Annotated in this window: 9 protein-coding genes; 7 read left to right on the top strand and 2 right to left on the bottom strand. The window is 44.0% G+C overall.

What is annotated here, in order from left to right; all coding sequences use genetic code 11:
• Nucleotides 1-44: 44 nt before the first annotated feature.
• Nucleotides 45-437 carry a response regulator gene (locus AACS98_RS10040; protein ID WP_066379040.1) on the bottom strand — a complete coding sequence of 131 codons (393 nt, stop codon included), beginning with the start codon at nt 435-437 and terminating at the stop codon, nt 45-47.
• Nucleotides 409-5,721 (bottom strand): response regulator, encoded by a 5,313-nt coding sequence (locus AACS98_RS10035; RefSeq protein WP_066379038.1) that lies wholly within the window; start codon nt 5,719-5,721, stop codon nt 409-411. The genes AACS98_RS10040 and AACS98_RS10035 overlap by 29 nt, the downstream gene beginning before the upstream one ends.
• Nucleotides 5,722-6,432: 711 nt before the next feature.
• Here AACS98_RS10035 and AACS98_RS10030 point away from each other — a divergent pair.
• The 7 genes from AACS98_RS10030 to AACS98_RS10000 form a co-directional block, all read left to right on the top strand.
• A complete protein-coding gene (locus AACS98_RS10030; protein ID WP_066379035.1) occupies nt 6,433-6,963 on the top strand; it encodes a universal stress protein in 531 nt (176 codons plus the stop codon).
• Nucleotides 6,964-7,279: 316 nt separating this feature from the next.
• On the top strand, nt 7,280-7,801 hold the full coding sequence (gene hoxE, locus AACS98_RS10025) for a bidirectional hydrogenase complex protein HoxE (protein ID WP_066379034.1): 522 nt from the start codon (nt 7,280-7,282) through the stop codon (nt 7,799-7,801).
• Nucleotides 7,802-8,052: 251 nt separating this feature from the next.
• A complete protein-coding gene (locus AACS98_RS10020) occupies nt 8,053-9,672 on the top strand; it encodes a NuoF family protein (RefSeq protein ID WP_066379030.1) in 1,620 nt (539 codons plus the stop codon).
• A gap of 129 nt (nt 9,673-9,801) precedes the next feature.
• Nucleotides 9,802-10,518 (top strand): bidirectional hydrogenase complex protein HoxU, encoded by a 717-nt coding sequence (gene hoxU, locus AACS98_RS10015; protein ID WP_066379023.1) that lies wholly within the window; start codon nt 9,802-9,804, stop codon nt 10,516-10,518.
• 121 nt (nt 10,519-10,639) lie between these two features.
• Nucleotides 10,640-11,236 carry a DUF3122 domain-containing protein gene (locus AACS98_RS10010; protein WP_066379021.1) on the top strand — a complete coding sequence of 199 codons (597 nt, stop codon included), beginning with the start codon at nt 10,640-10,642 and terminating at the stop codon, nt 11,234-11,236.
• A gap of 100 nt (nt 11,237-11,336) precedes the next feature.
• On the top strand, nt 11,337-11,882 hold the full coding sequence (locus tag AACS98_RS10005) for an oxidoreductase (RefSeq protein WP_066379018.1): 546 nt from the start codon (nt 11,337-11,339) through the stop codon (nt 11,880-11,882).
• A 132-nt stretch (nt 11,883-12,014) separates the two neighbouring features.
• Nucleotides 12,015-12,593, top strand: a 579-nt coding sequence (locus AACS98_RS10000; RefSeq protein WP_066379015.1) for a CBS domain-containing protein, incomplete at its 3' end; no start/stop codon positions are given.

Below are 12,593 nucleotides of genomic sequence, written 5' to 3'. Positions count from 1 at the left end.
TTTTAGCTTAACTCTGTTTTTTCAGCTGGAAATCGATGCAGATTTTAATTTTTGTTGTCTAAATTCCAACCGAGTGCTGTGGCGACTTGTCCAGCTAATTCTAACGGATTGAATGGTTTAGCGATCGCTGTCACCATGCCCAGTTGTGAGTAACGCCGGCGATCGCTAGCTTGGATTTTGGCGGTTAATAAAATCACGGGGATGTCTTTGGTATCTGGATTAGCTTGCAGTTGCTCAAAGGTAGTGATACCATCCATGTCTGGCATCATCACATCTAAAAGAATCACATCTGGTTGACAAGCTGCGGCTTGGTTAATCCCTTCTTTACCAGAACTCGCCGTTACTACTTCCCAGCCTGCGACTGTTTCTAAGCAAATTTTGGCGACTTCTTGAATATACTGCTCGTTATCAACTACTAGAATTCGCTTGGTTTTCATGACGGCTTATCTCTTGTGAGTTGTGCGTAATTCGCTGAAGTAGTTCTATGACTCGTTGTTCAAATTCCTGGGTGGTAACACGTCCTTTAGTCAAAAATTCTGTATTTCCTAGCTTAAGCCTTTTCCGTTCTGATTCATCCAAATCTTTGGCTGAATATACTACCAAAGGAATGTTACACAGGTGATTGTGTTGTTGTAGCCAATCTACTACCGCAAAGCCATCACTTTCTGGTAAAATCAAATCCAGAATTAACAAATCTGGTTTCACTTCCTGGCTCAGACGAATCGCTTCTCGTCCGGTTCTAGCTTGGAAGGTTTCAATATCATGGCGTTCAAACAGGGTAGTGAGTAGTTCTGCTAAATCAGGATCATCCTCTACAATCAAAATCCTGGCTCGCTGAGAAGATTTAGTAATCACGCCTCTGAGAGAATCTAACAGATAGCTTTCTTGGACTGGTTTACTCACCCAATCCACAAAATCTGCACTGTTTTGGCTAGTGCTGGTTTGCTTGTAGACACTGCAAATTACAATCGGAATGTCTTTAGTTTCGCTTCGTTCTTTCAATAGTGCCATTGTTTCCCAACCATTCATCCCTGGCATGAGCAAATCTAGTAAAATCACGTCAGGATGTTCCTCAGATGCTAAGGCGATCGCATCTTCACCACTAGCTACAGTCATGACTCGATATCCCCCTGTTTCTAACAGTGTTTGTATTTCCAGGCGAATCACCGGATCATCGTCACAAACTAAGACGAGTGGGGAGTGGGTTGTGGAAAGTGGGGAGTGGGAAGGCAAAGAATCTACTAACTCTACACTGGGGGAAACTGGTAAAATCGGCAGCGTAAAGTAAAAGGTGCTACCTTCACCTACAATACTTTCTACCCAAATCCGCCCGCCATGTTGTTGTACAATACTCTGACAAATCGCCAAACCTAAACCCGTACCATCATGATTACGGGAATCTGAAGAATCTACCTGTTGAAACCGTTCAAAGATAGTATCGAGTTTATCAGACGGAATCCCACGCCCGGTGTCTTTGACTGTCAGTAATACTTCATCGCCGTATGGTTGAGCCACTAACCAAACAGTTTTATCCCGTGCAGAGAACTTAATAGCATTACTCAGCAAATTTGTCAAGGTTTGCACAATGCGGTCTGGATCTACCCATAGTTGTACCGATGGGCTAGAAATCGAGAGTTTTACACCTGCTTTATTCGCCAAGGGTTGCATAATACTGACGGCTGATTCAATCAACTCGGTCAGGTTGCAGGTTTCTCTTTCCATTTTTACCTTACCTGACTCGATGCGTTCAATGTCTAGGATGTCATTAATCAGGCGGACTAAACGCTCTGTACTATCAGTAGCAATTTGCAACAGGCGTTTACCTTGCTCTGAGTCGGCTGGTAATAAACCACTGGTGAGCATTCCCAAGGAGCCATGAATGGAGGTTAGAGGGGTGCGGAGTTCATGACTAACTACAGACACAAACTCATCTTTCATGCGCTCAATTTGTTTGCGTTCTGTAACATCACGCAAAATAACTGTATAAATTAATTCGTTATCTATATGCAGTTTCGAGATAGAAGCCTCGGCGGGGAATTCCGTTCCATCCTGGCGACAACCATAGATTTCTCGCCGTTCTCCCATGCGTCGCGCCAAGCTGGGAGCTTGTCTAAAGCCGGTAACGTGCTGACGGTGAGCCTCGACAAAACGCTGGGGTAAGAGAACATCCAGCCGTTGTCCGATAATTTCTTGAGCCGAGTAGCCAAAGATTTTCTCGGCTCCTTGGTTAAATATAGTAATTTTTTGATTACCATCAATAGAAATGATGGCATCATCGGCAATATCTAAAATCCGGGCGAGTCGGACTTGAGAAATCCGTAATGCTGCTTCTACTCGCTGACGTTCTTCTAGTTCAGAATGCAACTGTTGATTGACGTTGACTAATTCAACAGTCCGTTCTGCTACTCTTAACTCTAGTTCGTTCTTCGCGGTTTGTAGGGCGGCTTCAATTTGTTTACGATTGCTGATATCTCTGGTTGTACCCAGGATGCGTACAGCTGCGCCCTGCTCATTATAGTAGAGTTTGCCAGTACCCTCCAGCCAGTGAATACTGCCATCAGGCCAAACTACGCGAAATTCATGATTAAAATCCGTTTTTTGCTGTTGGGCTGTCTGGAATGCTCGCTCTAAGCCCGGCCAATCTTCTGGAGAAATACAGGCTTTAAAGATTTCATAAGCACCATTAAACTTACCAGGCTCCAACCCAAATAACCGCGCATGACTATCAGAACAGGTGATGTGGTTGGTGGTAAGATTCCAATCCCAAATACCCAGGTTAACGGCTTCGAGAGCCAGGGTTAAACTTTCTTCACTTTCTTGGAGGGCGGCTTCTGCTAATTGGCGATCGCGCTGATTGCGTAATGCTAAAATCCCATAGGCTAAGTCTGCCGTTAACTCTTCTAACAGTTTCACCTCATTGACATCAAAAGCATCGGCTTCATCGGCATAAATATTTAAAGCTCCAAAGGCTTGACCATTAGCCAGCATTGGTAGAGCAATTGCAGCAGCATAACCCCGACTGATGGCTTGACACCGCCAAATCTCATAGCGGCTATCAGTCAAAATGTTCTGAATAATTGTAGTTTTTCCGGTACGGATAGCGGTTCCTGTCGGCCCTTGACCATGAATTGTGTCAGCCCAAGTGAGATTGAGCGATCGCAAATATCCCTCTTCATAACCTGCTTGCGCCACCGGGCGGATACTTTTCATGGTATCATCTTCAGCATAGGCTACCCAGGCCAAACGATAACCCCCAACGTGAACAATAATGTCGCACACCTGATGTAGTAAATCATCCTCGTCTTCAGCCCGAACTAGCACTTGATTACAATTACTCAAGGTTTGCAATGTGCGATAAACTCGCTGTATTTCTGCTTTTACTTGTTTGTAATGAGTAATATCCCGTGTAATTGCTAGTTGGACTAAGCTACCATCGGCGGCGTTATGCAAAGGTACAGCCTGAGTTTCCATCCACCGGCGATGATTTTCACAAGTAATCAACTCAAATTCCAGACTAGCTTGTTGTCCTTGACACACACTTTGATGCAATTGGCGAAAAGCTGGCTGGTACTCCGGCGCAATCAGATTATATATAGATTTACCCACCAATGCGGCGGCGTTATCCGCTTCTAGTATCGCCACACCTGCGGGATTAATTTCTAATAAAGTACCATCAGCCGCCACAATTGTCACACACTCTGGTTGTGTATCAAAAATTGCGCGTCCGTTGGTGAAAAAGGGACTGGGGACTGGGGACTGGGGACTGGGGATTGGGGATTGGGTATGGGATTTTTCCCCTCTGCTCCCTTGCTTCCCTGCTCCTCTGCTCCCCTGCTCCCCTGCTCCATGCCTTTGACTGACTCGCCTTAATAATTTCACTCGTTCTAAACGATTAATAATTCGCGTCACCAATTCCGGGCCGATGATGGGTTTACTCACGAAGTCGTCAGCACCGACGCTATAGACTTGGTTAACTATTTCGGCATCGCTGTGAACTGTGAGGAATAATATAGGTATCTCACCCCACTCAGCATCATTACGCACTACTTGGCATAATTCAATACCATTTGTATGGGGCATTTCTACATCCAGAATTAATAAGTCTGGTGTTTCGGCTTTTAATGTTTCCCAAAACCGCCGGGGATCATCTAAAGTAATGACTTTCAAACCCCAAGGACATAGGAGAGTTTGCAATAGGGCGAGAATTTTGGGGTCGTCGTCTACAGCTAAGACTTTGGCTTCGGCGTGGGGAACTTGTTGTAAAATGTGAGCGATCGCCCCCAATACCTCAGATATCCCTTGGGGTTTCTGTAAAAAGGTGTGTTCCCCATGACGCGCTAGTTGTAGGCGATGTTGAAAACCTGTCTGTTCTGTAAACACTATAACGGGTATAGACGGTTTACATTGGGCTAGTTCTGCTAAGAAACTCAAACTATCTTCTTGATGAGGCGCAACTTGAGGATCAAGCAGCACTACACTTGGATGCTCTTGGTAGAGTATCTTTCTGGCTTGCTTCAGACTGGTGCTAGTAGTCACTTGAAATTCACAGTCAGCAGATGCTTGTGTTAACTGTTCAGCTAAAGTAGCATCCCTATCAACTACCAATACCAAGGGAAGGGAATTAGTCACAGACGGTGAAGATGCTGCGGGTTTTGGCGCTGCAACTTCTTGACGTAATGCTTGCACCCAATTTTGCAACTTGCTAATTTCTCTTGGTGTCCAACTTGTACCAGATTTCAATAGCTGCTCAATTTGGCGTGCTAGTTTTGAGCCTTCCGGTAAACCAAACGTCCCCAAAGAACCGGCTAAAGTATGGGCTTCTTGTCTAGCTTGCGAATATAATTCTAAATCAGGAGCTTCTTGGGTAATTGCTAATGCAGCTTGTTCGATAACTTTAACTTGCTGATCCACCCGTCCATAAAATTTCTGCCAAACTCCCGCTATTGCCGTGAGTGTTGTTTCTGTTTGAGATTTACTATGAGATGTGGGAGATTTTTTCTTCTCTCCTGCTCCCTTATTTCCCTGCTCCCCTGTTCCCTTACTTTCCTCCTGTGGCTTGAGTCGATAGCCAATCCCATAAACAGTTTCAATTAAATCACTAGGCACTCCCACATTTCTCAACTTCATTCGCAATCCTTTAATATGGGTGCGAACTGCATCCTCTCCGGGAGTATCTTCATAAGACCAAAGATGCTCTAAAATCATCGAACAGCTAAACACCCGGCGACGATTGCGTAAAAATAACTCCAATAGCGCATATTCTTTTGGAGTTAAAGAGAGTAACTCTTGTCCATAAGTCACTTCACAACTGCTAGGGTCAAGCCGCAAGTCGCCACATTCTAAAATTGGTTGGGAATTTGTCGCGCCTCGCCGCAACAGCGCACGCACACGCGCCACCAATTCCTCCTCATCAAAGGGTTTCACTACATAGTCATCTGCACCCGCATCTAAACCTATTGCTTTCTCGTGACTACTATCGCAACCTGTTAATAACAGGATAGGCATTTGTTTACCATTTGACCTAATTTGCCGACACAGGCTAATTCCATCCCGCTTTGGCAGCATCACATCTAAAAGAATTAAATCATAGTCATAGGTTTGGACTAAATCCCAAGCTGCATCACCATCAGCCGCTACTTCCACCACATAGTTTTGGTTAGTGAGAACGGCTGTTAGCGCATAAGCGTTTAATTCGTCATCCTCTACTATTAAAATTTTCATATTAAATTAAGATTTAAACAATCATCAACAAATGGTCTAACTGATAACTCTAAATTAGTAATATTTGGTACTTAAACTTATATTAGATGATGGAACTCTTGAATATTAATTTTAATTAACAAATATCAATATTTATCAAACTTTAGAAATAGATTCACACTTAAGATATCAATATCTAACTAGCAGGGTTTTGGCGTTATCCACAAATAAAATCAATACATCTTAATATTAAAAGATTTTTGTTACCTGTTTACGAGCAATATTCACAAACTGTGTAGATATTTTCCAAAAAATCAACATCAATCATCTTTTATAGATGAAATAAGAGTGGCTATTTTCCTCACAAGTTCCTCAAATTTTTGTCTTATAAGCAATAGTGTGAGGCAAATGAGTCTTTGCTGAGTGCTGTTAGTATATTCAGACTATAGCTGATGCTGATTTTCAGTAAAAAATCCTAGCTCATAGACTCTCATATCTAACCTCTAGCCTTTCAGCAGTTCACTAAAACTAACTACTATAGGAATCATATTTGATTTCTGAAAACAACTCAGTACACCCCTGTTCCCTCTTTTCCTGTTCCCTGCTCCCTCTTTCCCTGTTCCCTGTTCCCTGTTCCCTAACTAAACAAGTAATTTCAATAATCAAATCGGATTCCTATAGAAGAACTTAATTTTAAACCAAAAACCTCAATAAATAATAACAGAGGTCTATATGCTCAAAAAAATTTTAGTGGCATTGGATCGCTCGGAAACAGGACAACAGGTTTTTGAGCAAGCATTAACCTTAGCAAAAGCCACACAAGCCAGCTTATTCTTGTTACACGTGTTGTCAGCAGAAGAAGACGGTAGTCCTAATATACCTATGGTAACAAATTATGATTACTATCCAGGAATAAGCGGTCAAACCTTTGAGGTATATCAAAAACAGTGGGATCGCTTTAAAGATGAAGGCTTGAGAATGTTACAAGCTTTCAGTGCTAAAGCCAACACCGCAGATGTATCTACAGAATTTCAACAAATCTTAGGCAGCCCTGGACGCACAATTTGTAAATTCGCGACTACGTGGAATGCGGATTTAATCGTGATGGGACATAGGGGTTTAGCTGGATTTAAAGAATTAGTTATAGGTAGTGTAAGTAACTATGTCCTCCACCATGCCCCCTGTTCAGTTCACATAGTCCATTGTGCAAATCCAGCCAAAACCACTGTCAAAGAAGATACGCAAGAAAGTGTAGGGGTGTAGGAGAGCGGAGGGGCAGGGGGGCAGGGGAGCGGAGGGAGCGGAGGAAGAAAAACTTTTACCCAATCCCCAATCCCCAATCCCCAGTTCCCAATCCCCAGTCCTCATTCCCTAACTAAAAAGCAATAAATACTGTAAAACTATTCACAAAAAAGATGGTTATGCTTATGCCATGTAGAGAATTTGTGAATTGTTCAACTGTCCCAATCACTGTTTTTGTTAACACAAAAATGTGTTCATGGGACGTTTTACAATTCACCTCCCATTCCTCTCACCGCTTTCCTTGTCAGGATAAGCGGGAGTCTCCTGGGAGGTTCTGATGACAACTACAACCAAACCAAACCAAACTCATCCTAGTGGGGATAAACGATTGAAGATGCTAGATGCAACTATCAAGCGTCATCAATATCAACAAGATGCCCTGATTGAAATTCTGCATAAAGCTCAAGAAATCTTTGGCTACTTGGAAACGGATTTATTACTGTATATCGCCCATAGCTTGAAACTACCACCTAGTAGGGTTTATGGGGTAGCAACTTTTTATCATTTATTTTCTTTAGCACCACAGGGTAAGCATACTTGTGTGGTATGTACAGGTACAGCTTGTTATGTCAAAGGCGCGCAAGCCATCTTAACAAATTTGGAAAAATCTACCTGCATTCACCCTGGTGAAACTACTGCTGATGGTGAATTATCACTACTCACGGCACGCTGTTTAGGTGCTTGTGGCATTGCGCCGGCGGTGGTGTTTGATGGTGCGGTTTTAGGTAATCAAACCCCGGAAACAGTAGAGCAACATATACAAGGATGGTTAACAGCAATTCAAAATTCGGAACAGTAGACATGATAAGGGTTCTCAGGTTGACATCTGTTGACCGAAGAAAACAAGGATCTGAGCCGCCTAAATTGATTTATGGAGAAGAAAAAAAGTGAAACAACATTAATTCAAGCCCCCGGATTTATCCGTGGGGGTATTGAATGCAAGAATTTTGTAGGCGTAAGCCTTCCCTACGGGACGCTACGCGATGCCGTAGGCTATGCAAGAATTCGGAGCGCAGCGACGTGACCGCTTTTGAAGAGTTGGTATAAAACATGGAACTAACTGAATTATTAGAAATATCTCGACAAGAACGTTCTCAAGCCAAACCAGTACAAATACGTTGCTGTACGGCGGCTGGTTGTCTTTCTTCTAACTCTCAAGCGGTGAAACAACAACTAGAAGCAGCTGTAAAAGCAGAAGGTTTGGAGAAGGAAGTACAAGTTTCAGGCGTGGGTTGTATGCGCTTGTGCTGTCAGGGGCCTTTAGTGGAAGTTGAGAAAGTGGGGAGTGGAGAGTCGAAAGGCGAGACTCAAGAAACTCTGTATGAAAAAGTGACTCCTGAAGATGCAACATCAATTATTGGGACGCTGAAAGGAAAAGAGTCTCATCTGTCGGTGGTGAAGCTAGAGCAGCCCTTTTTTACATATCAGAAGCCGATAGTGTTAGAAAACAGTGGCAAAGTTGACCCAGAAAGGATTCAGTCTTATATTGCTACTGGGGGTTATCAGGCTCTTTATCATGTCCTGCGGGAGATGACATCGGCGGAAGTTGTCGATACAGTTAGCCGCAGTGGTTTGCGGGGACGGGGTGGTGCTGGTTATCCCACAGGTTTGAAATGGGCGACAGTTGCTAAGGCGAAAGGACAGCGCAAATTTGTCATCTGTAATGCCGATGAGGGAGATCCTGGTGCATTCATGGATCGGAGTGTGTTGGAGAGTGATCCCCACCGGGTATTAGAAGGAATGGCGATCGCTGCCTATGCGGTGGGTGCAAGTCAAGGTTATATTTATGTCCGGGCAGAATATCCCATTGCCATCAAACGCTTACAAACTGCCATACATCAAGCCCAACGCCTCGGTCTTTTAGGCAGTCAAATCTTTGACTCTCCCTTTGATTTTAAAATTGATATCCGCATCGGTGCAGGGGCTTATGTTTGCGGTGAAGAAACAGCGTTAATGGCTTCTATCGAAGGTAAACGTGGTCTTCCTAGCCCTCGTCCCCCCTATCCGGCGGAATCTGGTTTATGGGGACATCCGACCTTAATTAACAATGTAGAAACTTTTGCCAATATTGCGCCGATTATCCGTAAAGGTGCGGAGTGGTTTGCTAGTGTCGGCACTGGCAAAAGCAAAGGCACAAAAGTATTTGCTCTAGCTGGCAAAATCCGCAACACAGGTTTAATCGAAGTGCCAATGGGGACATCCTTAAGGCAAATAGTAGAAGAAATGGGTGGCGGTATTCCCGATGGTGGTATTGCCAAAGCAGTACAAACAGGAGGCCCTTCTGGGGGATGTATTCCCGCCTCCGCGTTTGATACTCCTGTAGATTATGAATCCTTAACCAGTCTGGGTTCGATGATGGGTTCCGGTGGGATGATCGTCATGGATCAAACTACTAACATGGTAGATGTCGCCCGCTTCTTTATGGAATTTTGCATGGATGAATCCTGTGGTAAGTGTATTCCTTGCCGAGTCGGAACTGTGCAGTTACATGGATTATTAACCAAGATTAGCGAAGGTAAAGCATCACAGGCTGATTTACAACTCCTAGAAGAACTGTGCGACATGGTGAAGCACACCAGCTTATGCGGTTTAGGCCAGTCTGCACCCAATCCTGTCTTTAGTACCTTGCGCTACTTCCGTGATGAATATTTGGCTTTGGTTCGGGAGTAGGGGAGATGAGGGAGATGAGCGGGATGAGGGAGATGAGGGGGATGAGAGAGAGGATATTTTCCCAGTCAACAGTCAACAGTCCCTTCCAGTCCCCAGTCCCCAATGCCCAAGTTTTAATGGATATTTATTATGACCGTAAAAACACTAACAATTGATGGTCAGATGGTGAGTGCGCGCGAGGAAGACACCGTACTACAGGCGGCACAAGAAGCAGGTATTCATATTCCTACGCTGTGTCATTTAGAAGGTGTGGGAGATGTGGGTGCGTGTCGTCTGTGTTTGGTAGAAATCGCGGGGATGAATAGATTACTTCCGGCTTGTGTGACGAAAGTTACAGAGAGTATGGAGGTGAAGACTAAGAGCGATCGCCTGCAAAGTTATCGGCGTACAATTATCGAAATGCTGTTTGCAGAGGGAAATCACATCTGCTCGGTGTGTGTAGCTAACGGTAACTGTGAACTGCAAGACCTAGCCATTGAAATGGGGATGGATCATGTACGTTTAGCCTACCATTTCCCCGACCGCAAAGTTGATTTATCTCATGAGCGTTACGGCTTAGACCATAACCGTTGTGTACTTTGTACTCGTTGCGTCCGTGTTTGTGATGAAATAGAAGGCGCACATACCTGGGATATGGCAGGACGGGGAACAAATTCCCATGTTATCACTGACTTGAGCCAACCTTGGGGAACTTCCCAAACTTGTACATCCTGCGGTAAATGCGTAAGTGCTTGTCCTACAGGTGCGCTATTTTACCAAGGTTCCAGCGTCGGCGAAATGAAACACGATCGCGCCAAACTCGATTTCTTAGTTACCGCACGGGAAAAACAGCAATGGAATCTATAGTGGGGATTAGTCATTAGTCATTAGTCATTAGTTATTAGTTATTAGTCATTGGTCATTAGTTTTTCTCCTCCGCTCCTCCACTCCCTCATCCCATTCTTACGCACACTAGGAGGTAAATCTGATGATGAAAATCAGACGCAAAGCGAACCAGTACACAAGGAACCGGAAAAATTTACCCAGGTTTTCTGTGTGTCTGTCACCAACTTCTATCAAAAGTGTATTTTGGTGGCTACTGTTGTTGGGGATATTGACGTTTTTTATGTTCCTGGGTTTAGGAAGCTTGTCTACAGAAACGGTAATTGCGGCTGTTGAGCAACAACAAACAGCAACAGCAGAACTTCTTTATCGCTCACAAACACGATTAGATGATCAATCAGGCAAGGTTTGGCAGGTGATACTGTTTAAACAAGTTTATCCCGGTGAAGGCGAAACTTTAAACCTGCGGCTGGTGGGGTTTCCTGGTTCCGCCGAACTCATTCATCCCCAACCATTAAAAATTACCACTGCTACAGGTAAAGTCTTGTCTGCGGCTGATGTTTTCTTAGATGAAGCACCAGCACCCACCATCGGTCAGTATGACTTTCAAGATATTTTGCCAAAATTACCAACAGAACCTCTAGTCTTAAGCATACCTCAACCGGGCGATCGCTCCATTAACATCTCCGTCCCCTTGCGCGTCGTCCAAGAATGGCAACGAGTAGGGAGTGGAGAGGGTTGAGGAAGCAGGGAAGCGGAGGGGAAAAGCTAATGACTAATGACTAATGACTAATGACTAATAACTAATGACCAATGCCCACATTATAAATTACAAAATTCTTATGTCTCGATTGAAATTAGCAACAGTATGGTTAGGTGGCTGCTCTGGCTGTCACATGTCTTTTTTGGATTTAGACGAATGGCTGATTGATTTAGCCTCTCTGGCAGATGTCGTATTTAGTCCCTTTGCGGATATTAAAAAATATCCAGAGGATGTAGACGTGGTATTGGTAGAAGGTGCGATCGCTAATGAAGAACACTTGGAAACAATCCAGACTGTCCGAGAGCGTTCTCAAATATTAATTTCTTTTGGTGACTGTGCTGTAACTGGTAATGTTACCGCCTTACGTAATCCCGTCGGTAGTGCTGAACCAGTTCTACAACGTTCTTACATCCAAACAGCTGATCTTTATGCTCAGATTCCCCAAGAACCGGGTATCGTCCCCCCGTTAATAGATCAAGTGACACCTGTACACGCTATCGTACCAGTTGACATTTATTTACCCGGTTGTCCACCCTCAGCTACACGCATTCGCGCCGCATTAGAACCATTATTAAAAGGAGAAAAACCACACCTAGAAGGGCGTGAGTTGATTAAGTTTGGGTAATGGGGGATATAAATTCAAAATTCAAAATTCAAAATTCAAAAATTCTGGAATTTTTGAATAAATCTCCCTCATCTCCCTCATCTCCCCCACTCCCCACTCCCGTAAATTTTGAATTCTCCTGTCGGGGTAATTATGTTAAAAGCAGCAGATGTGATGACAAAAGATGTGGCAACGATTCGCAGTTCCGCCACTGTAGCCGAAGCGGTGAATTTAATGCGTGCTAGAGACTGGCGAGCATTAATTGTAGATCGTCGCCACGAACAAGACGCTTATGGCATTATTAGCGAAAGCGATATTGTGTATAAAGTTATCGCCTATGGGAAAGACCCTGGTAAAGTCCGAGTCTACGAAGTCATGACTAAGCCTTGCATAGCCGTCAATCCTGACCTGGGTTTAGAATACGTAGCCCGATTATTTGCTGACTATAATTTACACCGCGCTCCTGTGATTCAAGGGGAGTTGTTAGGGATAATTTCTCTGACAGACATCCTGGCTCAAAGTAAATTTTTGGAACTACCCCGAACAGTTGTGCTAGAGCAACAACTACAAGACGAAATTAAAAAAGCCCGTGCTGTCTGCGCTCAAAAAGGTGTGCGTTCCGAAGAATGCGCCGCCGCTTGGGATGTTATCGAAGAAATCCAATCAGAACTCGCCCACCAAAAAGCAGAGAAAATTAGCAAAACCGCCTTTGATGAGTATTGCGACGAATAC

It is taken from the genome of Anabaena sp. CA = ATCC 33047 (genome assembly GCF_963870205.1).
Lineage (GTDB): Bacteria > Cyanobacteriota > Cyanobacteriia > Cyanobacteriales > Nostocaceae > Trichormus.
Note: the sequence above shows the minus strand (reverse complement) of the source record. Positions and strands in the feature narration are given on the sequence as shown.

What these genes read in the sequence shown, in the direction of transcription:
- AACS98_RS10005 (WP_066379018.1), top strand. Translation starts at nt 11,337, where the DNA reads ATGTCTCGATTGAAATTAGCAACAGTATGGTTAGGTGGCTGCTCTGGC.
- hoxE (WP_066379034.1), top strand. Translation starts at nt 7,280, where the DNA reads ATGACAACTACAACCAAACCAAACCAAACTCATCCTAGTGGGGATAAA.
- AACS98_RS10035 (WP_066379038.1), bottom strand. Translation starts at nt 5,721, where the DNA reads ATGAAAATTTTAATAGTAGAGGATGACGAATTAAACGCTTATGCGCTA.
- hoxU (WP_066379023.1), top strand. Translation starts at nt 9,802, where the DNA reads ATGACCGTAAAAACACTAACAATTGATGGTCAGATGGTGAGTGCGCGC.
- AACS98_RS10020 (WP_066379030.1), top strand. Translation starts at nt 8,053, where the DNA reads ATGGAACTAACTGAATTATTAGAAATATCTCGACAAGAACGTTCTCAA.
- AACS98_RS10040 (WP_066379040.1), bottom strand. Translation starts at nt 437, where the DNA reads ATGAAAACCAAGCGAATTCTAGTAGTTGATAACGAGCAGTATATTCAA.
- AACS98_RS10010 (WP_066379021.1), top strand. Translation starts at nt 10,640, where the DNA reads ATGATGAAAATCAGACGCAAAGCGAACCAGTACACAAGGAACCGGAAA.
- AACS98_RS10030 (WP_066379035.1), top strand. Translation starts at nt 6,433, where the DNA reads ATGCTCAAAAAAATTTTAGTGGCATTGGATCGCTCGGAAACAGGACAA.